20 protein-coding genes are annotated in these 23,557 nt (G+C 68.6%); 6 read left to right on the top strand and 14 right to left on the bottom strand.

What is annotated here, in order from left to right; genetic code table 11:
* Positions 1-161 precede the first annotated feature (161 nt).
* Positions 162-638 (bottom strand): SRPBCC family protein, encoded by a 477-nt coding sequence (locus tag ACFV2O_RS16790; protein ID WP_355080128.1) that lies wholly within the window; start codon positions 636-638, stop codon positions 162-164.
* Between the two features lie 163 nt (positions 639-801).
* Here ACFV2O_RS16790 and fabG point away from each other — a divergent pair, with 163 nt between their 5' ends.
* From fabG to ACFV2O_RS16770, 4 genes are read left to right on the top strand one after another with little or no spacing between them, the layout of a single operon-like run.
* Positions 802-1,554 carry a 3-oxoacyl-ACP reductase FabG gene (gene fabG, locus ACFV2O_RS16785; protein ID WP_355080129.1) on the top strand — a complete coding sequence of 251 codons (753 nt, stop codon included), beginning with the start codon at positions 802-804 and terminating at the stop codon, positions 1,552-1,554.
* Between the two features lie 55 nt (positions 1,555-1,609).
* Complete coding sequence (locus ACFV2O_RS16780) at positions 1,610-2,476, top strand: carbohydrate ABC transporter permease (RefSeq protein WP_379252560.1); 867 nt, start codon at positions 1,610-1,612, stop codon at positions 2,474-2,476.
* Positions 2,466-3,287, top strand: a complete 822-nt coding sequence (locus tag ACFV2O_RS16775) for a carbohydrate ABC transporter permease (RefSeq protein ID WP_355080133.1) — start codon at positions 2,466-2,468, stop codon at positions 3,285-3,287. Before ACFV2O_RS16780 ends, ACFV2O_RS16775 begins: the two co-directional genes overlap by 11 nt.
* Positions 3,284-4,558, top strand: coding sequence for an ABC transporter substrate-binding protein (locus ACFV2O_RS16770; RefSeq protein ID WP_379252559.1), 1,275 nt, complete (start codon positions 3,284-3,286; stop codon positions 4,556-4,558). The genes ACFV2O_RS16775 and ACFV2O_RS16770 overlap by 4 nt, the downstream gene beginning before the upstream one ends.
* 27 nt (positions 4,559-4,585) lie before the next feature.
* Here ACFV2O_RS16770 and ACFV2O_RS16765 read toward each other — a convergent pair whose 3' ends face one another.
* The 6 genes from ACFV2O_RS16765 to aztB all read right to left on the bottom strand — a co-directional run bounded on the left by ACFV2O_RS16765 (position 4,586) and on the right by aztB (position 13,811).
* Complete coding sequence (locus tag ACFV2O_RS16765) at positions 4,586-5,869, bottom strand: YhgE/Pip domain-containing protein (protein WP_379252558.1); 1,284 nt, start codon at positions 5,867-5,869, stop codon at positions 4,586-4,588.
* A 160-nt stretch (positions 5,870-6,029) separates the two neighbouring features.
* The gene (locus tag ACFV2O_RS16760; protein WP_355080138.1) at positions 6,030-7,154 is read right to left on the bottom strand and encodes an amidohydrolase family protein; all 1,125 of its coding nucleotides are present in this window, start codon (positions 7,152-7,154) and stop codon (positions 6,030-6,032) included.
* A gap of 269 nt (positions 7,155-7,423) precedes the next feature.
* Positions 7,424-9,268, bottom strand: a complete 1,845-nt coding sequence (locus ACFV2O_RS16755) for a hypothetical protein (protein ID WP_379252557.1) — start codon at positions 9,266-9,268, stop codon at positions 7,424-7,426.
* Positions 9,269-9,700: 432 nt separating this feature from the next.
* Entirely contained in the window at positions 9,701-10,858 is a 1,158-nt protein-coding gene (gene aztD / locus ACFV2O_RS16750) for a zinc metallochaperone AztD (protein ID WP_379252556.1), read from the bottom strand.
* Between the two features lie 14 nt (positions 10,859-10,872).
* Positions 10,873-11,808, bottom strand: coding sequence for a zinc ABC transporter substrate-binding protein AztC (gene aztC, locus ACFV2O_RS16745; protein ID WP_379252555.1), 936 nt, complete (start codon positions 11,806-11,808; stop codon positions 10,873-10,875).
* A complete protein-coding gene (gene aztB / locus ACFV2O_RS16740; protein ID WP_379252554.1) occupies positions 11,805-13,811 on the bottom strand; it encodes a zinc ABC transporter permease AztB in 2,007 nt (668 codons plus the stop codon). The genes aztC and aztB overlap by 4 nt, the downstream gene beginning before the upstream one ends.
* A 56-nt stretch (positions 13,812-13,867) precedes the next feature.
* On the opposite strand from aztB, the gene aztA reads away from it, so the two are divergent.
* On the top strand, positions 13,868-14,563 hold the full coding sequence (gene aztA / locus ACFV2O_RS16735) for a zinc ABC transporter ATP-binding protein AztA (RefSeq protein ID WP_379252553.1): 696 nt from the start codon (positions 13,868-13,870) through the stop codon (positions 14,561-14,563).
* Here the strand turns inward: aztA and ACFV2O_RS16730 are convergent.
* Positions 14,560-15,759, bottom strand: a complete 1,200-nt coding sequence (locus ACFV2O_RS16730) for an MCE family protein (RefSeq protein ID WP_379252552.1) — start codon at positions 15,757-15,759, stop codon at positions 14,560-14,562. The two genes, aztA and ACFV2O_RS16730, sit on opposite strands and share 4 nt — an antisense overlap.
* Before the next feature lie 173 nt (positions 15,760-15,932).
* Between ACFV2O_RS16730 and ACFV2O_RS16725 the strand changes: the two genes are divergently transcribed.
* On the top strand, positions 15,933-17,297 hold the full coding sequence (locus ACFV2O_RS16725) for a cytochrome P450 (protein ID WP_379252551.1): 1,365 nt from the start codon (positions 15,933-15,935) through the stop codon (positions 17,295-17,297).
* A 59-nt stretch (positions 17,298-17,356) separates the two neighbouring features.
* Here the strand turns inward: ACFV2O_RS16725 and ACFV2O_RS16720 are convergent, their stop codons facing one another.
* From ACFV2O_RS16720 to ACFV2O_RS16695, 6 genes are read right to left on the bottom strand one after another with little or no spacing between them, the layout of a single operon-like run.
* A complete protein-coding gene (locus ACFV2O_RS16720) occupies positions 17,357-18,583 on the bottom strand; it encodes a cytochrome P450 (RefSeq protein ID WP_379252550.1) in 1,227 nt (408 codons plus the stop codon).
* 31 nt (positions 18,584-18,614) lie between these two features.
* The gene (locus ACFV2O_RS16715) at positions 18,615-19,736 is read right to left on the bottom strand and encodes a dihydrodipicolinate reductase (RefSeq protein WP_379252549.1); all 1,122 of its coding nucleotides are present in this window, start codon (positions 19,734-19,736) and stop codon (positions 18,615-18,617) included.
* Between the two features lies 1 nt (position 19,737).
* On the bottom strand, positions 19,738-21,339 hold the full coding sequence (locus tag ACFV2O_RS16710; RefSeq protein WP_379252548.1) for an acyl-CoA synthetase: 1,602 nt from the start codon (positions 21,337-21,339) through the stop codon (positions 19,738-19,740).
* A gap of 25 nt (positions 21,340-21,364) precedes the next feature.
* Entirely contained in the window at positions 21,365-22,615 is a 1,251-nt protein-coding gene (locus tag ACFV2O_RS16705; RefSeq protein WP_379252547.1) for a hypothetical protein, read from the bottom strand.
* Between the two features lie 5 nt (positions 22,616-22,620).
* A complete protein-coding gene (locus ACFV2O_RS16700) occupies positions 22,621-23,172 on the bottom strand; it encodes a nuclear transport factor 2 family protein (protein ID WP_379252546.1) in 552 nt (183 codons plus the stop codon).
* Entirely contained in the window at positions 23,172-23,399 is a 228-nt protein-coding gene (locus ACFV2O_RS16695; RefSeq protein WP_379252545.1) for a ferredoxin, read from the bottom strand. The genes ACFV2O_RS16700 and ACFV2O_RS16695 overlap by 1 nt, the downstream gene beginning before the upstream one ends.
* Positions 23,400-23,557 lie beyond the last annotated feature (158 nt).

Here is a 23,557-nt window from a genome sequence, read left to right as displayed (position 1 = left end):
CGCCGGGTCACCGGTCCGGCCGTGTCTCAGCCCTGAACCACCGCATCGTGCGTGCTCCCACCACCGTTATCGATACGGCTCCGGCGCGACTGGGCTGGGCCGCATCGCGGTGGCCCTGCGTGGGTGTTCCGAGGCCACGATATTCGGCGACCGGACGACGACTACCGCTGCGACGAAACCGCTTGCTGCTCGGCCAGTTCGGCGAGCCGGTCGAGGGAGGCCGACAGCTTGTCCGCGGTGGTAGCGCGCGCCCGGACCTGACGCTTCTCGTCGGTGAGCGATGTCCAGTCGTAGGTGTGGGTGACCAGGGTGCGGCCCTCGCCCACCGGCTCCAGTTCCCAGCGCCAGAGGTGGCCGGGCGGCTGCTTGCCCGGTTCCGACGGATGCCACGCGATGCGGCTGCCCTCGGTGAACTCCACCACGTGGTTGTCGCGCACAGCCCCATTGGTCAGGGTGGTGCTGAACACCGCTCCGGCTTCTCGCACCCGCTGCCCCGCCGCGGCCTCGGCCAAGTTGTCGTTGCCGTCCCAGCGCGGCTGCTCGGCGGGATCGGCGATGAGCTCGAAGATCTCCGCGGGATTCGCGTTGATCTCACGGCTGGCGCTGACGATACGGGGAACCTCGTTCTGCTCGGTCACGTGCCGATCGAAGCATCCGGGTCGAGAGCCGGGCAAGCCTTCCGCTCGAGGTCGGTGCTAATTCCCCGGCGACGATCCGGCGACCGATCCGCCTCCCGGGCACGGCGGACCGGTGCGGTAAGACTGATTCGATCCGACATCCGATCGACGAAGGGACGCGCTCATGGGCGAGCGAGTTGCAGTAGTGTCCGGCGCCGCACGAGGGATCGGCGCGGCGATCGCCAAGCGCTTGGCCGCGGACGGTCTTCGGGTCGGCGTGCTCGACCTCGACGCGGCGGCCTGCGCCGACACGGTCGGCGCGATCACCGAGGCGGGCGGCCGAGCCGTCGCGCTCGGCGCCGACGTGTCGAACGAGGAGTCGGTGGCCGCCGCCGTCGCGCAGCTGGAGAACGAGCTGGGGGCACCGACCGTTGTCGTGAACAACGCGGGCATCCTGCGCGACAACCTCCTGTTCAAGATGAGCGTCGACGACTGGGACGCGGTGCTGAACGTGCACCTGCGCGGCGCCTTCCTGCTCACCCGCGCGGTGCAGAAGCACATGGTCGAGCAGAAGTGGGGACGGGTCGTCAACATGTCCAGCACTTCGGCGCTCGGCAATCGCGGCCAGGTGAACTATTCGGCGGCGAAGGCCGGTTTGCAGGGCTTCACCAAGACCTTGGCGTTCGAGCTGGGCAAGTTCGGCGTCACGGCCAACGCCATCGCTCCCGGGTTCATCGTCACCGACATGACCGCCGCCACCGCCGCGCGCGTCGGCGTCTCCTTCGAGGACTTCCAGAAGGCGGCCGCCACGCAGATTCCCGTGCAGCGCGTCGGCACGCCCGAGGACATCGCGCACACCGCCTCGTTCCTGGTGAGCGAGGGCGCCGGTTTCGTTTCCGGCCAGGTGATCTACGTGGCGGGCGGCCCGACCAACTGACAACCCGCCCCCGCCCGCCGTGCCGGGGCGGGCGGGGGCGGTAACGTCGCAGCACATGAATCGGCGTGGGGCTCGTCGCGGCATGACGAGCTATGTTCTCTTGCTGCCGAGCCTGATCGGCGTCGGCGCGTTCCTGGTGCTGCCGATTCTGGTGGTGGCCTGGCTCAGTTTGCACAGCTGGAACCTGTTGGGACCGATGGAGTTCGTCGGACTGCGCAACTGGCGGTCGGTGCTCGGCGACGCCGCGTTCGGCCACGCCCTGCTGGTGACGCTGGCGTTGACCGCGATCGTGGTGCCCGCTCAGACGGTGCTGGGTTTCGCGGTCGCGGCATTGCTGGCCCGGCGGCGCGGCGCGACGAGTCTCCGGGTCATGTACGCGCTGCCGTGGATGTGCGCGCCGGTGGCGGTGGGTGTGGTGTGGCAGTGGATGTTCGCTCCCACCGGTGGGGCCGTCAACGCCGCACTCGGCCTGCGCGTCGAATGGCTCTCGGATCCGGCGCTGGCGCTGCCGTCGGTGGCCGCGGTGAGCGTGTGGGCGAACTTCGGTTACGTGGCGCTGTTCTTCGTGGCCGGAATCCGCGCGATCCCGGGCGAGATCCTCGACGCCGGTGCGCTGGACGGGGCCACCGGCTGGCGCCGGATCCGCTGGCTGATCCTGCCGCTGCTGCGGCCCACCATGTTCTTCGTACTGGTCACCGGCGTACTGACCGCCTTCCAGACCTTCGACACCGTGTACGCGTTGACCAAGGGCGGACCGGGCGACCGCACCGATGTGCTCGCGATGCGGATCTTCACCGAGGCATTCGACGCCGCACGGCCCGGCCGCGCCGCCGTCATGGCGCTCGTGGTGTTCGCGGTCATGTTCGCGATCACCGTGGCGCAGCACCGCTACTTCCGGGATCGGACCAGTTATGAGCTCTGATCGCCTACGTTCGGCGGCCGCCTACGCGATCCTCTCGGCCGGAGCGTTGCTGACCGTGGCGCCCCTGCTGCTCAGCGCGCTCACCGCCGTGAAGACACCCGGCCAGTTCGCGACCGGGTCGCCGCTGGCCCTGCCGCATCCGGTCACCGCCGACAACTTCCGGACCGTACTGGACTACGGGTTCGGGCGTGCGGTGCTGGTGACCGCGTTGATGACGGTGTTCATCACCGGCGGCCAATTGATCACTTCGGTGCTGGCGGCATACGCGTTCGCCCGTACCGATTTCCCGGGACGCGATGCGCTCTTCTGGGTGTATCTGGGCACCATGATGGTGCCGCCGATGGTGACTCTCATCCCGTTGTACCTGATGTTCGCGCGCCTGGACCTGCTGAACACCTTCTGGGCGCTGGTGCTGCCGTTCGTGTTCGGATCGCCGTACGCGGTCTTCTTGCTGCGTCAGTACTTTCGGGCGATTCCGCAGGAGCTGATCGGCGCGGCGCGGCTCGACGGCGCGAACACCCTCGACATCATCGTGCACGTCATGGTGCCGATGAGCAGGCCGGTGCTGGCGACCTTGACGCTCATCACGATCGTCTCGCAGTGGAACAACTTCATGTGGCCACTGGTCGCGAGCAGCGGCCGCTCGTGGCAGGTGCTGACGGTGGCGACGGCGAATCTGCAGACCCGCTACAACGCGCAGTGGACCCTGGTGATGGCGGCCACGACGCTGGCCATCGCGCCGCTGGTGGTGCTGTTCGTGATCTGCCAGCGGCAGGTGCTGCGCTCGATCGCGTGGACGGGGGTGAAATGAGGACATCGACCCGCGTGGTGCTCGCCCTCGCACTCGCCGCGGCACTGCTGGTCGCGGCGGCCCTGTGGCTCGGCCGTGACGGCGACGGGTCCGGCCGCACCGTGGTGGGGTTGCGGATCTGGGACGAGAGTCTCGTACCCGCCTACCAGGCCTCGCTCGCGGAGTTCGAGCGGGCGAATCCGGACCTCGCAGTACGGATCACGGTGGTGCCGTGGTCGTCGTATCGGCAGAAACTCCGCTTGGACGTGGCCGGTGGCACCGCCGACGATCTGTTCTGGACCAATCTGTACGAGGACTACGCCGATGCCGGGCGGTTGCTCGACATCGGGGCGACGCTCGGTCCCGAGGCCGCGAGCGCCTGGGACCCCTCGGCGGTCGCGCAGTACATGCGCGACGGGAAGCTTTGGGCTGTACCGCAATTCGTCGATGCCGGAACCGCGGTGTACTACAACCGCGACCTGCTCGCGGCCGCGCACATCGATCCCGCCGAGCTGACCGCGATGCGGTGGAGTCCCGGCGGCGACGACACACTGCGCCCGCTGCTGCGCAGACTGGCGGCGGTCGCGCCGTGGGCGTACAACGCGGGTCACGACTTCCAGTCCATCGAACTGCCCTATCTGGGCTCGAACGGAGCGCGCTTCCAAGACGACCACGACAATTTCGTCTTCGACAGCCCGCAGGGCGTGGCGGCGTTCGACTATCTGGCGCGGTTGATCGCCGACGGACTCGCGCCATCGCCCGCGGACACCAACACCAATCCCGACTTCGCGAAGAACGCTTTCCTACAGGGCAAATTGGCGCTGCTGCAGTCCGGGACATTCAATCTCGCGCAGATCTCCGAACAGGCCCGCTTCGAGTGGGGCGTCGCGCTGCTGCCCGCGGGCCCGGCGGGACGGGTGAGCACGAACAACGCGATCGGCGTCGCGGGTAACGCGGCCACCCGGCATCCCGACGCGGTGCGCCGGGTGCTGGCCTGGCTCGGCAGCGGCGCGGGCAACCGCCACCTGGCCGAGGGCGGCGGCGCCATCCCGGCAGTCGTGTCCGAACAGCAGCGCTATCGCGACTACTGGGCAGGGAAGGGCGTGGAGGTCTCCCCCTTCTTCGACGTACTCCGGGGCCCGCGCATCTCCTCTGGTGGCGGACCGGGTTTCTCGGCCGCGCTCCGCGCCGTCGACCCGATTTTCGCCGAAATGTATCTCGGCCGGATACCGGTGCCGGAAGCGTTGTCGCGCGCCCAGGCCGCGGCCGAGGCCGCCGTCGCGCAGAACTGAGCGAGCGCCGGAGAAGATCCGGCCGCCCTAGGATGTGGTGCCGCGATTCGCGGTGCGCGTCAATCCTTTCCGGTCGTAGAACGCCGTCACCGCCGCACCGGAGCACAAGCCGATGACCAGGCCGAGTAGCGCCATCCAGACACCGCGTTCCAGGCCCGCCGCGGCTCTGGCCTCGAAGTACAGGATCGCGCGGATGCCGAGGAAGACTTGATGCATCGGCTCGAATGTGGACAGCCAGGCGAAGTACGTAGGCGTCGCCTCGATGGGCACGGTTCCGCCTGCCGAGGGCAACCCCAGCACGATGAACAGGATCAGGTTGACGAGCATGCCCGCAGCGCCGAAGGCGGCGAGTATCGACAGCGCGGTGACGCCCACGGCGAGGATGGCGAACGTGGAATAGAGGAACAGCAGCAAGGCTTTGTCGATGGGCATGTCCAAAGCCGTCCCGACGCCGAGGAACACACCGGACACGATCGGCGCGGCGACGGCGAGCACGCCCCATTTCAGCAGCAATGTGCGCAGCCGGGAGATCGGAGTGGGCGGATAGTGCACATACCACGGCCCGTACTCGGTCGGCGTGAATCCGAGCGAAGCGTCCACCATGGTGTGGATGATCATGGCGCCGGTGAATCCGGCCAGCAGGATCAGCAGCGTGTAGAAGAAGGCCGACAACCCGCCGCCGGTGCCTTCGGGCAGTGGACGATACGGCGCGATCACCACGTCGATCGGCTCGGCCAGCAGCAACTGGCTGGCTCCGGCCAACTGCGGCGCGGGTCCGCCGGAGGACCGCAGTTGTTCGTCCACCGCGGCGGTGAGCTGCTGTCCGACCGTGGTGTTGACCGCGCCCAGTGCCTGTTCGGCGATACGCAGCGTGATCTGTGTGGCGTAGGTGCCGGTGCGCGGATTGGTCTGCACGGTGATCACCGGCCGGTCGACCTTTCCGGATACCACACCGGAAGCGCCGAGGATCGCGAGCCGCTTGGTGAAATCACTCGGGATGACGATCGCGCCGTAGATCTTGCCGTCGCGCATCAGCAACTGCGCTTCGGTGATGCCGATGACGCGCAGGTCGACCTTGTCGGCCGGGATGTTCGCGGTGAGCGCCGCGGTGATCTGGTTGCCCACGTTGGCCGGTTTCCCGGCGAGTGTGTCGCCCGCATCCTGGTTCACGACGGCGAGCGGCAAGTCGTGCAGATTCTTTTCGGGGTTGACGACGTACCCGAGATACATCACCGATAGCAACGCCATGAGCAGCGTGACGACGACAAGGGGTCGGATCCAGGTACGGATCCGCGTGGGTTTCGCTGCCATGGAACCGGCTCCTCTCGCGGCGGACAAAAGACTGCTCGGCGGCGCGGACGTATTCGGCGAACTGCTGGTTATCTTCACCCGTGCGCGCGGACATCCCGAAATCGTGGTCCGGAGTTTCGCCGGGAAACCCTGCGCGTCGTCGATCGCGAGTGGCAGGCGCTCACGCGTCGATCGCCGCGGCCAAGCGGGGCAGTTGCCGCAGCGGATTGATCCGCTCGACCTCCATCCGCTGGTCCGCGTCGAAGATGTCGCTGAGTCCGGGGGCCGGATCGTGCGTGCCGGTCTGCGGCAGGGTGAGCGCGCTGAAGGGCCAGTCGGAACCGAAGACGACGTGCTCGCGCTTCCCGACGGCGAGCACACTCGCCATCGCCGCGGCCGATCCGCTGAGCGCGGTGTCGTAGTAGAAGTTCGCGATCTGGCGTTGCGTGTCGAGCACCGACGGCCTGGGCAGATCGTCGGGCCACAGTTCGCCGAGCACCGTTTGCGACGCGACGCTGACGCGGTGGGACAGGAACGGAAGTGTCCCGCCCGCGTGCGCGAGCTGGAAACGGATGTTCGGGTAGCGCTGCGTCGTGCCGGTGGCCATCATCAAGGTCGCCGCGCGCGTGGTGTCGAAGGTGAATTCTTCGAGGAAGTCCGGCAGCGGCAGCTTCGGTTTGGCCTCGGCGGGGATGGCGGCCGGATGCACGAAGACATAGGCGCTGCGTTGGTTCAGCGCGATCAGCAATGGCTCGAAACGCGGATCACCGAGGTAGACGCCGTCGTAGGCGGACAGCAGCACCACGCCGTCGAGGTGCAGTTCATCCAGCGCGTAGACGGCTTCCGCGACGGAGGCGGCGACGTCGGGCATCGGCAGCACCGCGAAGGCGCCGAATCGCTTCGGATGCGTTTGCAGCAGCCTTGCGGCATACGTGTTGCAGTAGCGGGCCAGGTCGTTCGCCTCCTTGCCACGCAGGAACGACACGCCGGGGTCGGACACCGACAGCGCCTGCGCCTGGATCCCGTAGTAGTCCATGAACGCCAGCGCCTGTTCCGGGGACCAATCCGGCGTCGGGTATCCGCCGATGGTGACGTGACCGTGGTCGAGCAGCGCCGCGCGGTAGTCCGGTGGCAGGAAGTGGGCGTGCAGGTCGATCCGGTAGGTACCCGACGGCGCAGGTTGCCCGGTGCGCGCCGGGTTCGCTCGAGCGATCGCCGCTGTCGCGGCCACGCCGAGCGTCCCGGCGACGACGCCGCCCAAGGCGCGGCGCCTGCTCGTCTTCCTGCGGAATCGGGAATCGGTCATGAGAGTCCTCACTCGTCCGGACGGGGAAACGGACCGGTCCGCCGGTGCTTCTCAGCACCACCGGACGGCATTCGATGAAATCATCAGCTACGATGAAATTGTCGTCAAGAGTAAATGACGAATTAGTCAGTATCGTGGAGAGAATCACCTGTCGACGCGCGCATGCGCGGAGACGAACCGCCTCGGAAGACCGCCGTCAGCGGAGATGATCGGCTTCGGAGCCGCTGAAGTAGATCGAATGGCGGAGGTCTCCGCGATCCGGTCGGAGCTCAGTTGTCGTACGACGCGACGCCGACCGGGCCGACGCCGAGGCACAGGTCTAGCCCCGGTGTCTCGGCGGAGATTCGCAGTGCCGAGCCGCTGCCGACGAGGCGGACGAACACGGTGTTCAGTCCCTTCCGGACCGGCGCCGACACCGCTTCACCGTGTTCCAGGGCGACGCTGATCCGGCCATCACGACTGGCCACGTAATTGATTTGCGCGGTCCACTTGTTCGCGAGCAGGGGGCCGTCGAGACGCGGGAACACCGGCCTTGTTCCGTCGACGCGGTAGCCACAGCCGGGCTCCGGTCCGGGGAGGATGGCCCGGTTCCACCAGACCGCCGCGTCGACGATCGCACCGTCGTCGGTGATCATCCGCAAGTGCGGTGTCGCGACCGCGAACGTGCCGGGGGCGGCCACGGACGCCAGCACGCTGCTGGTCAGATTCTGCGGATAGGCCATCGGATTCAACACGTTCCACGGCACCTCCTGCTCGAGCAGGGGCGCGCCGTCCCACGCGCGCAGTGCCGATTTCACGTTGGTGACATACGTTTCGGACGGACCGACCCGCCACGATCGCACGAATGTCCAGGTGGACCAGAGACTGCTCGCGACGAACACCGCTGTCACCGCGACCGTCAGCTGCCGGACGGGAAGCCCGATGCGCCGCGGATTCCGGGACGGCCGGGGGCGAGCCCGCACCATGAGCGCGCCCGCGGCCGCCGCGATCACCGCCGAGTCGGCGAAGTAGCGCAGCGACTGCATCAACTCCCCCGCGGTGTTCGGTCCGCCACGAGCCAACGCGACGGCCAGCTGAGCGATCACGACGTAGACGGCGGCCGTCAGCCACACCGCCCCGATCCGCTGCCGGGTGCGCATCGACAGCGCCACCACCGCGCCCAGCGCCAGCCAGGCCGCTACCACCGCCCAGCCGGGGGGATCCGCCCACGGCGTCGACGGCAGCCACCGCTCCCACACCCACGGACCGCCGGACAGCGCGGGCACGATCCCCAGGGAGGCCGCGCCGGGCAGCAGGTCGCGCAACTCGTCCCAGTCGTCGGGCAGTCCCGGCCCTGCGACCACCGCGAGATAGGCGATGGTCCAGAAGCCCAGGACCGCGGACGATCCGATCCACAGCGCCGCGCCCCGCCGCGCCACCACACGAATCGGGGACTCGCCGCCGTCCACATGGCGGACCAGCGCAGTCACGGCGAACGCGACGAACGGCACGACCGCCGACTTCTCGAAGAACAGCAACGCCACCACGAGCACCGCGACGCCGGACAGCGCGTATCGGCGGCGACCGCTCCGCACCAGCGACACCGCGTCCCCGATCACCCAGGCGAGGGCGAATTGCAGCGGCAGTGCGTTGAGAGCGGCGGCCCACCATGCGAAAGCCGGGATCGTCAGGGGGCAGAACAGATAGAAGACCAGCGGAATCAGAAGCGGCCACCGGGGGCCCACGATGAGCAGCAGCATGCGCACCACGGCTACCGACGCACCCACTTGCATGAGCAGCAGCACCGTCACCGGTCCCGCCCAGACCAGCGGCGCGACCGCGTTCACCGCCCAGGCCGTGACGAAGGCCAACGGCATGAAGTGCCCGTCGTGGTCGTACAGCAGCAGATCGGTGGACCACAGCCCGTAGCGGGCCGCCCGGCCGACCAGGATGAAATCGTCCCAATAGAAGAAGCCGCTGTCGGCCACCCACCAGCGGACGGCCAGCTGCACCGCGACCAGGCATCCGGCCACGACGACCACCGGTTGTGCCTTCGCGATCCTCCGGACGCGGCCCAGCGCCGACACCGGAGGAACGCGCGCCGACTCCGGCACGGCGAGCGCAGCAGTGTCCATGCCAACCCACCGTAGCGGCGGTCGCGCCGGGGATCGCGCCTCGACGGCTATGCAGCGTTCACGCGCCCTCCCGCCAGTAGGGCCGATCGCCCGACGGCGCGGTCTCCTCGACGTCCAGTTCCGCGTCGTCCCGCAAGGCCTCGATCAGCGCGGCGCTGCCCGCGATGCCGGTCCCCACTGCCCTACCTGGCCGAACGGCCCCCGGAACAGTAGATAGTCCGGCGCGGGTATGCGCAGACGCGGCCCATCGATCTCCCCCGGCGGGAAGGCCGGTGCGACGGTGGGCGCGGACACGAGTTCCGCGGACTCGTCCACGCTGAGCGCCACCGCGACCGAGGAACCGCCGTAGATGTCGCCGAAGCCGTCCCAGACCCCGAAACAGCACTCCTCCGCAGTAGCGACGGCCGTTCGCGTGGTGCCTCGCCTCGGGCGTCAGTGCCCGACCACTCCGCTCACTTCATTCGGTGTGTTCGGCAGCGTGACGCTCGCCGTCTTCGCTCCGGTGCCCAGGTCGACGCGGTGGACTTGCTTCGCGGCGGGGTCCGAGACGTAGGCGATGTCGCCGCGGACGAACAGCGCGGGTCGCGGCTTCTGCCATTCCAGCGGCTCTTGCCAGGAGCTCGTCACGGGAATCGTACGCACGACGGCGCCCGCGACGGGATCGATCACGTGAATGCGGCCGTCGGTGCCGAGGACCAGGGCTTCGCCGTGCGGGCCACGGGCCAGCGAGCGGAAGGTGTAGCTGGTACCCAGGTCGACCAGGCGCAACGTGCCGGTGGCCGTGTCGATCAGCGAAACGCGCTGAGGACGTTCGAGTTCGGCGTCTCTGTCCTGCTTGTAGTCACCGAGGACGACGGGCGAGGTCTCGCTGCCCGCCTGGTTGCCGATCCGGCCGTACTCGGTCGGGCTGGCGACCTTGGTGATCGCGCCGTTGCGGTAGACGAGCACGCCGTTCTCGCAGCCGATCACCACGGCCTCGCCCGCGGCGGTCGCCTCACCGTGTACGCCGGGGCAATCCTCGTTGCGCGCCCTCTCGGTGCGGTTCTCGTCGAGTACCACGATGCCGGTCCGTTTCTCCTCGGTGCCGAGCGTGAGGACGAGTTCACCGTCGGCGAGTTCGATCGCGACGCCGTGATGCGGGGCGGCCGCGCGGTAGGTGGTGGTCTTCGGCGCGCCTTCGGCGAGATCGGCCGAGTCGAACGCGACCACTTCACCGGTGCCGTCGCTGAACAACACGGTCCGCCCGGCATGCCGGACCACGTGCCCGGGATGGGGGCCGGAGAACTCGATGCCGGTGAATTCGCCTGCGACGGCGTCGAAGACGCGGAAGCCTTCTTTCGTCGAGACGATCAGGTGGCGGTCGTCGCCCGCCGGGTTGAGCCGGTTGAAGCCGTCGAGTTCGACCGTGTCCGCGAGTTCGAGCGTGGCGCCGTCCAGTACGTGGATCCCGCCGTCGTAGGTGATCGCGACGGGTTCGGCGATCCGCGGGGCGTCATGTTCGGAAGCGGTGTCGGCGCCGCAACCGGCGAGCACTACGGTCAGCAGGCCGATCAGGGCCGACGATTTCGTGGTTCGTGACCGAACGGGCATGAGTTACTCCGTCTTCATCTGGTGTTCGGGTGCTGGGCAGCGGCCAGGCCGCGCACGATCGATTCGGTGTTGGCCCGCATCATTTCCAGGTAGGTGCCGGCGCCGCCGCCGGGTTCGGTGAGCGACTCCGAATACAGCGAGATCACCTGCACGTGCACACCGGCCTGCTCGGCGAGCACACGGGCCAGACGGTCCGGCTGCGAGGAGTCGGCGAAGATCGCGCCCACCCCGGCGGCCCGGATTGCTCCGGCGAGGGCGGAGAGATCCGACGGGCTCGGTGCGGCGAGCGTGGTCCCGCCCGGTATCACGGCGCCGACCACCTCGAAGCCGAATCGCTGTGCCAGGTAACCGAAGACGTGGTGGTTGGTGACCAGCTTCCGCCGCTCGGCGGGGATGGTCGCGAACCGCTCGGTCATCCAGCGGTCGAGCCGGTCGAGTTCGGCGAGGTAGCGGTCGGCTCCGGCGCGCACGGTCGCGGCGTCGTCGCCGTCGACCTGCTCGATGATCCGGTCCCGGATGACTTCCACCGCCTTGCGCACCCGGCGCGGATCGGTCCAGAAGTGGGGATCCGGCCTGCCGTCCGCGTCGTCCGTGGAGTAGTCGATCGGATCGATCGCCGCGCCGACGGATACCCCTGCCACCCCGGATCTCTCGGCCGCCTCGACGTTGCGCAGCACACTCTCCTCGAGGCCGAGACCGTTGTAGACGATCAGGTTCGCGCGTTCGAGCCGGGCCGCCTGCTGGGCGGAGAGGGCGAAGAAGTGCGGGTCCGCGTTGGCCGGCATGAGCACGGTGACCTCGACCGCGTCCCCCGCGATGGCACGGGTGAGATCGCCGAGGATGTTGGTGGTGACGACGACTCCGTCGCGATCGGCGTCGGCATTCGAGCATGCGGTGAGCGCGAGCAGGGCGACGGCGAACAGCGCGCACCAGTGAGCGGCACGTCTCATCGGCCGGTCTCCACCATCGCCGTGGGCACGATGTCGAGGCCGAAGGTTCGTGCGGCACGCAGGTTGTCGGCGTAGTCGATCTCGTGGATCGCTCGCGCCGCGGGATCGTTGAGGTAGGCGCGGTGCTCGTCGACGAGGATCAGCGGCGCGGGTGCGCCGTCGAGTACCGGCGCGGTGAACGGTCGCGCCGCGGCGGTCTCCCGTCCGGACACGGCGTCGTAACTGTGCAGCAGGCCGTCCGCGGTGAGGACCAGCAGTGGCGCGCCCTCGCCCGCGGTGTTCGCCGCGACCACCGGACCGGTGTCCACCGCGGTCCAGGACTTGCGCCGGACGTCGAGCACCCACACCCCGCGCGAGCCCGCCTTCGCCACCAGCGTCGCGCTGCCCGCGCGGTGGAAGAACGCGGTCGCGCGGTCGTCGTCGGAGATGCCGTGCGGATAGGGAATCTTCTCGCCGCTGAACACCGCGTTCCTGGCCGTCACCACCAACGCGCCGTCGGCGCAACCGAAGACGACACCACGCCTGGTCACCGCCGAGCCATGCGGACGCGGACACTCTTGGGCGAGGACCGAGGCGGGCGCTCCGTCTCGGGCACGAACCTCGATCCGGTCCCGGGCGGGCACGGCCACCAGCAGGTGCTCGGCGTATGGCACGGCGGCTCCGTCGGCGATCACGCCGCGCTCGTGTCGCGACCCCGCGCCCAGCGCGGACCGATCCAGCAGCGCTGTGCCACCCGCGTCGGAAACCAGTGCGGTCACCGCACTGTCGGCATACGCGGCCGACACCGGGCCACCGGCGAGGGCGCCCAGATCGCGGACGGGTGCCCGGTAGTAGTGCACGTGATCGCCGTGATCGACCGTCCATGCGCCCGCGTCCACGATCCGCACCCCGTCGCGGGCGGACAAGAAGGCGTAGCGCCCATCGGCGGTCACGCGGACGACGCCTTCCGCTCGGCCGAGATCGATGACGTCCGCGGTGACGAGGTCGACCACCCGCACCGCGCCGGTCCCGCTGTCGACCACGACCAGACGCGGCTGCGCCTCGTCGGCCTCCTGCGCGCCCGCCACATAACCGTGCGGCGGCGTCTCCGGAGGGCCGGTGGAATCGCCTGTCCCGCAACCGATCAAGGATGTCATCGTGGCGAGTACCAGGAGCACGGCCAGTGGTTTCGGCGTCCCGCGCGAGGACCGGATCCGATCACGCACCCAGGACGACAGCGCCGAGACGAAGAACAGCGCGACGGCCGTCGCCGCGATGGTCGCCCCGGCGGCGGTGTGCGCGTGCCACGAGATCAGCAGCCCGGCGAAGGTCGCCACCGCCCCGAGCGCGGCGGCGGCGAGCATGATCGCCGGGATGCGATGCACCCAGTAGACGGCCGCCGCGGGCGGCGCGATGAGCAGACCGAAGACCAGCAATGTGCCGACGATGTGGAACGACGCGACTATCGCCAGGGTCAGCAGAGCGATCAGCGCCACGTTCGCCAGGCGAGGCCGTAATCCGAGGGTGTGCGCCTTGCGCGGGTCGAAGGTCAGCGCGACGAATGCCCGGTAGCCCAGCACCGAGATCACCGCCGCGAGAACCGTGGCCGCGACCAGGTACGACAGGTCACGTTCTCCGACGGCGAGTACGTCACCGAAGAGGAAGCCGGTCAGGTCGACCGCGAACGAGGGCGAACGCGACACGATGATCACGCCTGCCGACAGCATCCCGACGAACAGCAGCCCGATGCCGGTGTCCGGGGCGAATCGCGTCCCACGGCCGAGCACCGAGACGCCGACGGCCATCGCCGCGACGCTGAATGCCGCGCCCAGCAACAGATTTCCGCCGACCAATGCTGCGATCGCGACGCCTGGCAGCATGCCGTGCGCCATCGCGTCGCTGAGAAAAGCCATGCCGCGCAACACCACCCACGTCCCCGCCAGAGCGCACAGACACGACACGAGCAGTCCGCCCCACAACGCCCGCTGCACGAACGAGACCTCGAACGGGGCCAACCACTCCATGACGCAGCACTCTACAATGATAACGGTTTTCATTTCAATGAGCGGATGGGAGTTACATGCCGCCAGCTGTCGATATCGCCGAGGTGACGGCCGGGTACCGGGGACATCCGGTCCTGCGCGAGTTCACCGCCACCATCCCGGGCGGCCGGGTGACCGCACTCGTCGGACCCAACGGGTCGGGCAAATCCACCCTGCTCGGCGTCCTGGCGGGCGTCATCACACCCACCGCGGGAACCGTGCGCCGACGACATCTGCGGCGACCGGCGTTCGTCGTGCAGCACAGCGGCGTTCCGGCAACCTTGCCGATCACCGTCCGCGAAACGGTCACCATGGGGCGTTGGGCGCACCGCGGCGCATGGCGGCGCCTCACCCGGGCGGATCGGGCCATCGTGCGCGCGTGCCTCGACCGGATGGCCATCGCCGACCTGGCCGATCGCCGACTCGACAGTCTCTCCGGAGGCCAGCGCCAACGGGCGATGCTCGCACAGGCACTCGCCCAGGAGTCGGATCTACTGCTGCTCGACGAACCGACCACCGGTCTGGACTCGGCGGCGCGGCGGGAGATCTCCGACGCCATCCGCCACGTCGGAGCGCAGGGCGTGACGGTCGTGCACGCCACGCACCGGCACGAGGATGCCCTGCGCGCCGACCACTGCCTGCTACTACAGGACGGCCGGGTCACCGGCAACGGCGATCCGCGCACCGTCCTGCGCGGCCCCACCACCGAACCGGAAGCGGCCGCCGTCGACTAGCGCGACACTCCGGGCATGCCGGCGAAAAGGATCTGAAAGACTTTGGGAGCGTTGAGTAAGACCGCCATGGACGGCGTGAAGGGCGCGCCTTCGTTGGTGTCGGTGACCACGTAGTCGGCGTGGCTATCCGGCACCCGGTCGAGGATCCCGGCACAGCGCGGCCCGCCGGTCGCGTTCACCTTCGGCAGGTCGCCGGGATATTTGTAGGGCTGCGCGCCGTACATGAAGCTGGCATTGAAGATGGCTCCGGGTTTGTATCCGCCGATGATGGCCTCCGCCGCGGGAAGGGCTTTCGCGATGCCGACGACTACGCAATACAGCACGGGCGAGTAGATCTCGAGCAGTGAGCTGGTTGGCCGCAGGGTCGCGAGCAGAGCGGCGAGTCCTTGCTCGTTGTCGGTCAGCGCCGTCCGGGTGGTGTCGGCCAACCCGACGAGGTTGAGCAGCACGGCGTCCAGGTCTTCCGCACCCTGACCGAGCGTCCCGCTGATCGTGGCGGCGTCGGAGGCCGTGCGCAACAGGTCGGGGGCGGTATCGGCGTAGAGCCCGGTGACCTGGCCCGCCGCGGACAGGTCCCGCCGCAGCGCGGGCAGGCTCGGGTTGATCTGCCGCAGGTAGTCGTCCGAACGAGCGAGCAGATCGCCCAGCCGGTCGCCACGCCCCTGCAACGCCGTGTCCAAGGCGGCGAGGGTGGCATTCAATTCGCCCGGTTCGACTTTCGCCAGCACATCACGCAGACGCTGGAACAGCGTGTTGTATTCGACGGTGACGGATTCGGCGCGGATCGTCGAGCCGGGGCGCAGCGGTGTCGGCGAAGGAGCGCTCGGCACCACGAAATTCACGTACTTGGCCCCGAATACGGTGGTCGAGCGGATGTCCACCGTCGCGTTGGCGGGCACCAGCCGCAGCAGTTCGGGATCCAGCTCGAGGCGCAGACGCGCCCGGTCGCCGCGGAACTCGACGGCGCTCACCTTGCCGAGTTCCACGCCGCGCATCCGCACCTTGGCATCACTGTCGAGCACCAGACCGGAGCGGGGCGTCTCGACGGTGACGGCCACCGTCGAGCGGAAACGTCCGGCGTACATCGACGCGGCGACCGCGACCACCGCGACGATGAGCAGGAGCAACGCCGCTCCGGCGACTTTCAACCGCAGTAACCGCCACGTCACCAGCACGGTTTGGCTGCCGAAACTCATTCGAACCACCGATCACTTCTCGTCACGGGCCGTGCGCGGACGGCGGCACACCCGCGGCCCTGGCATCCGACTACGGTCGCGGTCCGCGTCTTGCCGGACGCTCGCTAACCGTAGTACTGTCCAGACACGTGTCCATCATAAAACTTGGACACTTATCTGGGGAAGGATTTCCAATGACTCTGGTGAAACCACGTCGGGTATCCGGAGGCGACCACGAGCACGGTCATCTGGAGGAGTTCCGCGTCGACCCGATCGGGCTGATGCGCCGGGTCCGCGCGGAGTGCGGCGACGTCGGCTCGTTCGACCTGGCCGGGCGCCAGGTCATCCTGCTGTCGGGCGCGGAGGCCAACGAGTTCTTCTTCCGCTCCGGCGACGACGACCTCGACCAGGCCGCCGCCTACCCCTTCATGAAGCCGATCTTCGGCGAGGGCGTCGTCTTCGACGCCAGCCCGGAACGCCGCAAGGAGATGCTGCACAACCAGGCGCTGCGCGCCGAACACATGCGCGGGCACGCCGCCACCATCGCCCGTGAGGTGCAGCGGATGCTGGCGCGCTGGGGTGACGAGGGCGAGATCGACCTGCTCGACTTCTTCGCCGAGCTGACCATCTACACCTCCTCGGCCTGCCTGATCGGCCTGAAGTTCCGCAACGACCTCGACGACCGCTTCGCGCACCTCTACCACGACCTGGAACGCGGCACCGACGCACTGGCCTACGTCGACCCCTACGCCCCGATCGAGAGTTTCCGCCGTCGCGATCAGGCGCGGGCCGAGCTGGTCGAACTGGTCCAGGGGATCATGGACCGCAGGGCCGCCGACCCGCCGACCGGCAAGGACGACCGGGACATGCTCGACGTGCTCATCTCGATCCCGGGCGACAACGGCGAACCGCGCTTCAGCGCCAGCGAGATCACCGGCATCTTCATCTCCATGATGTTCGCGGGCCATCACACCACCTCCGGCACGGCGGCTTGGACGATCATCGAACTGCTGCGCCACCCCGAGGTGCTCGACCGGGTCGTCACCGAACTCGACGAGCTCTACGCCGACGGCTCGGACATCAGTTTCGGCGCGCTGCGCCAGATCCCGATGCTGGAATCCGTGCTCAAGGAGACGCTGCGCCTGCATCCACCGCTGATCATCCTGATGCGGGTGGCGCGCGGCGAATTCGACGTCTGCGGTCATCGGATCGAGCCCGGCGATCACGTCGCCGCCACTCCCGCGATCTCGAACCGGATCCCGGAGGACTTCCCGGACCCGGACGCTTTCGATCCCGGACGTTATATCGATCCCAACCAAGCCGACCTCGTCAATCGCTGGACCTGGATTCCGTTCGGCGCGGGCCGCCACCGCTGCGTCGGCGCGGCGTTCGCGTTGATGCAGCTGAAGGCGATCTTTTCGCTGCTGTTGCGGGACTGGGAGTTCGAGATGGTCCAGCCGTCGGACAGCTACCGCAACGACCACTCCAAGATGGTCGTGCAGCTCGCGCAGCCCTGCACCGTCCGTTACCGCAGGCGTCGCAAGGACGACGACAGCTGACGACGTGGCCGGGCGCGCGAGAGCTCCCCGTCGCGTGACGGGGAGCCCGCGTCCGGCAGCTACTCGTAGCGCACCCGCCAGCTCTTGATGCCGTTGATCCACCCGGACCGCAGCCGCACCGGATCGGACACCTGCCGCAGGCCGGGCATTGCGTCGGCGATGGCGTTGAACATCAGATCGATCTCCAGCCGGGCCAGGTTCGCGCCGACGCAGTAGTGCGTGCCGGTGCCGCCGAAACCCACGTGTGGATTCGGATTGCGCAGGACATCGAACGTGAACGGATTCTCGAAGCCCTCCTCGTCGAAATTCGCCGAGCTGTAGAACAATCCGAGCCGTTGACCCTGCCGGATCCGCTGCCCGCCGAGTTCCAGGTCCTCCGTCGCGGTGCGCTGGAAGGCGGTCACCGGAGTGGCCCATCGCACGATCTCGTCGGGCGCGGTACGTGGACGCTGCTGCCGGTAGGTCTCCCACTGTTCCGGGTGATCGACGAACGCCTTCATCCCGTGCGTGATGGCATTGCGGGTGGTCTCGTTGCCCGCCACGGCGAGCAGGATGACGAAGAAACCGAACTCGTCGGAGCCGAGCGCCTCGCCGTCGACGTCGGCGTGCACCAGCTCGCTCACGATGTCGCCCACCGGGCAGGCACGGCGCTGCTCGGCCATATTCCAGGCGTAACCGAGGATTTCGGCCGAGGCCATCGCGGGATCGCCGTACTCGGGGTCGTCGTAGTTGAGCATCTGGTTCGACCAGTCGAAGATCTTCTTCCGATCCTCCTGCGGCACGCCGATCAGCTCGGCGATGGCCTGCAACGGCAGTTCACAGGCGACCTGCTCGACGAAGTCGCCGCCGCCGGACTTCCTGGCCTCGTGCACGATCCGCTCGGCGCGCTCGGCGAGCGCGGCGCGCAGGTTCTCCACCGCCCGCGGCGTGAAGCCCTTGGATATGATCCGCCGGATCTTGGAGTGCTTGGGCGGGTCCATGTTCACCAGCAGAGCGCCGGTGAGCGCCATCTGTTCCGGCGTGATGTCGCCGGGCAGGCGGATGATGGCCCCTTTCCGCTCCGAGGAGAACAGCTCCGGATGCTTGGAGATCTCCTTGATGTCGGCGAGCTTGCTGACCACCCAGTAGCCGCCGTCGTGGAAACCACCGGACGTCTCGTCGGATTGCGCGTTCCACCACACCGGGGCGGTCCGGCGCAGCTGAGCGAATTCCTCTACCGGACTTCGGTTCTCCCACAGCGCCGGGTCGGTGAAATCGAATCCGACCGGAAATGCCGGAGCTGCCATTGCTACCTCCTAGATGAAACGTGCGAGCCGGTCAGCGCGGCGAAGTGCGCCGCGCGGCGTCGGGATCGGCCTCGGCGGCCGACGCGCAGGCCGCGTCACCGTCGCGCAGCCATGCGGCGGCGCGACCAGCGACCAGCGGCAATTCGAGATACGTGCGCACACCCGGCTCGGCGGCGACGACGTAGGGGATCGAGTTCACGCAGTGCATGGCCGTGGCGACGATGCCGGGGTTGCGCACCAGACCCGCGGCGGCGCTGTGCGCGTGCATACCGGTGAACGTCACCATCGCGCCGGGATCGCCGACGATCTCGACCTCGTATCGCTCCCCCGTGGGTCCGAAGGTCCAAGGCGGGTCGAGGTTCTCGGTGCCCATGAACCAGTTCACGGCGGCCGTGATCACCGGAGTACCGCGAACGGTCCCTTCCCAGCGGAAGCGCTGCGCGGCGACGCGCCCGGGCGCGATCGGGCCGATGGGCGAATCGATCGGCGCGGTGGCCACCGCCATGTCGTGCGTCACCCGCAAGCGCTCGTCGAGCGCGATGCCCAGCGCTTCGGCGATCATCCACACCGACTGGCTGTAGCCGCCCGCGAGCACGTTCGCCATGACGCTGGTCGCGGCCTGCTCCGGCGTGGCGCCGAACAGCATCCAGTCCCGGACCACTTCGGGCGCGCCATAGGTGCGGATGTCGGAGAACTCTTCGGCGCGCACCGCGGTGATCGCCCCCGAGAGCGCCGACACCACCAGCGGGACCTTCTCGGTGATGCCGCCGGGATGTATTCCGGTCCCGTGCAGCGTGACTCCGGCGGCTCGGCACAGCTCGTCGTACCGTTCCCGCTCCGCGCGGCGCGGATGGAACCAGCCCAGCGGTGTGACGACGTTCTTGCCGGACCGCAGGATCGCGCGCACCGTCGCGGCGTCGGCCATGAACGGGCTGTAGAGCACGCAATCGGCCGGTGTGGCGAGCAAGCGGTCGGCATCGGTGGTCGCTCGCACCCCGATCGGCGGGCGGCCGACCAGCTCGCCCAGGTCCATGCCGTCCTTGTCCGCGCTGTACACCCAGGCTCCGGCCAGTTCCAGCTCGGGATGGTCGAGAATGCCCTCGATGGCGGCCCGCCCGACCCCGCCGGTCGCCCATTGGATCACCCGGATCATGTCAGTCCGCCTTGTGGTCGGGCCCTCGCCCGGCCACGTACTGCTTGGCCCACCGGTAGTCGGGTTTGCCGCTCGGCGCGCGCACGATGGCGTCGGCGACCCAGACCTGTTTGGGCACTTTGTATCCGGCCAGGAACTTGCGCACGTGCGCGTGCAGGTCGGTGAATTCGACCGGCCCGGACAGCGAGACCACCGCGGCGACCTGATGCCCCCAGCGCTCGTGCGGCACGCCGATCACCACCGCGTCGAAGATCGCGACGTGGGTCTTCACCACGCTTTCGACCTCTTCGACGAACACCTTCTCGCCGCCGGTGTTGATCACCATGTTGCCGCGGCCGATCAGCGTGATCGACCCGTCGGTCTCGGCGCGGGCCCGGTCGTCGGTGACGACCATGCGCACGCCGTCGACGGACTTGAACAGCTTCTCGGTCTTGTCGGGGTCCTTGTAGTAACCGATCGGCACGTTGCCGGTCTTGGCCAGCCAGCCTTCCGAACCGGGCGCGACGGGGCGGCCGTCGTCGTCCACGACCACCGCACCGCGGCCGGTCTGCACGCGGGGGCCGCGCGCCGGATCGTCGTCCTTCTGGGCGAACCCGATACCGCCGAACCCGGTCTCCGACGATCCGATGGAGTCCGAGACCACCGCCCACGAGAACATCTCCAGCAGCGTGTTCTTCACCGGTTGCGACAGCAGCGCGGCGCCGGAGGCGATGGCCAGCAGCGACGAGGCGTCCACCGGTTCGCTCCGATACGCCTCGATCAGCGGCCTGGCCATGGCGTCGCCGGTGATCACCATGACCTGCGGGCGTTGCTCGGCGACGGTCCGCCAGACGCGTCCGGCGTCGAAGCGGGACTCGAAGATCACGGTGTTGCCCGACCACAGCGCGGTGAAGGTGGGCATCATGGCGGCGGCGTGGATCAGCGGCGGCAACACCAGCCAGGCGCTCGGATCGATCCGGGCGCCGGTGCGGGACTGCTGGAACTCGTCGGCGACCGGTTCACCGGTGTAGAAGTCGATGCCTCCGCCGAGGACGCGCCACATGTCCTCCTGCCGCCACATGACGCCTTTCGGCATGCCGGTCGTCCCGCCGGTGTACATCATGAACAGGTCGTCGGCGCTGCGTTCGACCACCGGACGGTCCGTCGCTCCGGCGACGACGGCCGACTCGTACGACGTCGCCGCATCGTCCACGTCCGGCGAGAATTCGTCGGCGACGCGAATCATGTGCCGCAACCCGGGCGTTCGCTTTCCGGCCTCCCGGACGGCGGCGCCGTAACAGGAGTGGTACACGAGCACTTCGAGATCCGCGTTCTCGTAGACGTAGGCCAGTTCGGCGACGCCGTACCGGTAATTGATGTTGATCGGGACGGCGGCGAGCTTGAAGCACGCGATCAGCGTCTCCATCGTCTCGATGCTGTTGTGCATCTGGAAACCCACGTGCGTTCCCGCGCCCACGCCGATGCTCGCCAGATGGTGCGCGAGCCGATTGGCTCGGATGTCGAGTTCGCGGTAGGTCACGCGACGGCCGGACTGGATGAGAGCCACCCGCTCGGGCATGGCGTCCACGGAGTGCTCGAAGAGGTCGGCGAAGTTGTTGGACATGTCGTTCCATCTCCGGGTGGTGCGGTCAGACGACGGTGAGCGGAAGGGGTATCCCCCGGTCGGTGAAGGTGAAGGCCGCGCCGGTGCTGAACCGGGTCAGCGCGACCTCCGTCGCCTCCCGGAACGGTGTGTCGCCGAGCGTGATCGCGGCATGCCAGCCGTCCTCGCCCGCGGCGACGACCTCGGCGGAGAAACGCGGGTTCACGCCGCGGACCAGGGCGTTCAGCGGCTGCAGGTGCTCGGGGTCGAGCATCGAAGGCCACGTGCCGTCGGTGTGCGCGCCACTGGCGGCCGGGAACGTCACCGTGACCGTGTCGCCGGTGGGCCCGATCTCGATTCCGGTGTACGGCAGGGGATTCAGCGCGGGGTGCAACCGCAGTACCGTCGCCAGCGCGGCGGCGTCGTCACCGAGACCGAGACAATCGCGCAGGCGTTCACTGGTGAGCCCGGCGATGCCCGCGAACTGTTTTCGTCCGATCTCCAGCGCCGCGTCGGCGTCCACCCGAGCGCGCACCGCGATCAGGAAACCCAGAGTGAGCAGGTGATGTTGCAGACATACCTCGTCGGCGAGCCGAACCAGCGCGGAGCGGGAGAAATCCGCGAAACGCACATCGCTGAGCAAGGGGCCGGAGTAGTCCGGCCGCCCTTCGTCGGCGGGGTCGATCGCGGCCAGATCCAGTCCGGCCGCCACCGACCCGGCGACCAGGTCGGCGTTGGCAGGCACCGGCGGCGGTACGTGCGCGGGGTCGATCACGACCGTCCACGCGCACACCGGCTTGCGATCGGCCGGACGGCGGGGCGGGCGGTGGATCGGCCGGACCTGGGCGTGCGGATTGGTGGCCAGCGCGGTCGCGTCGAAGGTCGGGTCCTCGATGTCGTGGCACATCGACACGACGAAGTCCTCGCCCATCGGTTCCACGTCGGCGAGCGCACCGCAGTGGTCGAGCCAGAACTCGCCGTGGTGGTGGTCGTCGACTCGGAAACGGAAGTCCATGAACTGCGGTGGAGCGCCGATGTCCAGTTGCAGTCCCTTGAAGATGGTCTCCACGCCGTCACCCGCGAAGCCGAGCGCCCGCTGCATGCGCCGGGTGTAGACGGGGCTGGCCACCTGCCACTCCTCGATGGCGATCTCGGTCATGCCCTCGCGGCCGAACACGGCGATCGAGTGCGCCATGCCGGAGCGGTCGATGAGGTGCCCGCACAGCAGCAGTTCGGGCAGCAGCGCGGCCAGGGTGTCGCGGTCCAGGTCGGCGAAACGGCTCTGTGGTCCGGCCATGTCGGTCACCACAGCGAGGCGGGCGATTCGCCGACGCGGTACCAGCCGGGCAGCGGCGCGCCGGAGACCGAGCGCTCGATGCGCTTCTGCATCCCCGGGGTGAGCGCCTTGTCGGTGATCATCTCGACGAACAGCGCCGAGACATTGCCGAAGTCGAAGAAGTCGCGCTGCCAGGACCATTGGAAGTCGCCGCCGTAGCGGAACCAGCTACCGCCGATGCCCTCGGGCGAGTAGTTGCGCCCATCCGGACGTGTCGCCTCGCTGATCTGCTTCCAGAACCCGATGACGGTGCCGCTGCGGTCGTCGACCACGAATTCCTGGTAGGGGTAGGTCCAGCCCTCCAGGCCGGCCATCTCCTGGCCGAGGGCCAGGTCGCGGATCTCGTCGCGTCCGACGGCCATGAATTCCTGGGTGGGTCCGTAGTTCCAGCCGTAGGTGGCGTCCTCGGTGTACATCTGCGCGAGGGGCTTCCAGTCGCCCTTCTCCTCGCAGCGCTGGTTCTCCACGATCCAGCGCTGAATCATCTCGTCGAGCTCGGCGCGGTCGAAACCTGGCATCAGTCGGTACCTTTCGGAGAGGAGTCGGTCGCGCCTTCGTCGGCGATCGACAGGGCTCGAGTGGGGCAATACCGGATCGCGTCCGCCACGGCGGGCCGGAGTTCGGCGTCCGGTACGTCGTGCCGGATCTCGACCTGCCCGCGTCTGGGCACCGTGAACACCTCGGGAGCCTCGGCTTGGCAGACCGCGTGCCCTTGGCACAGATCGAGATCGGCGCGGATTCTCATGACCGGCTCCACACGGGCCTGCGCGGCGATCCCGGCATACGGATCCGGTCGGATGGACGGCTCATCGGGTCTCCACGGTGATGGGTAGGTGCGCGAAGCCACGCACATTGGACGAATGAACCCGGGCGATCCCGGAATCGAGGACGTCATAGGACCGC

The organism is Nocardia sp. NPDC059691 (genome assembly GCF_042733915.1).
GTDB lineage: Bacteria > Actinomycetota > Actinomycetes > Mycobacteriales > Mycobacteriaceae > Nocardia > Nocardia sichangensis.
The sequence above is the reverse complement of the archived record's forward strand: the minus strand, read 5'-3'. Positions and strand labels throughout refer to the sequence as shown.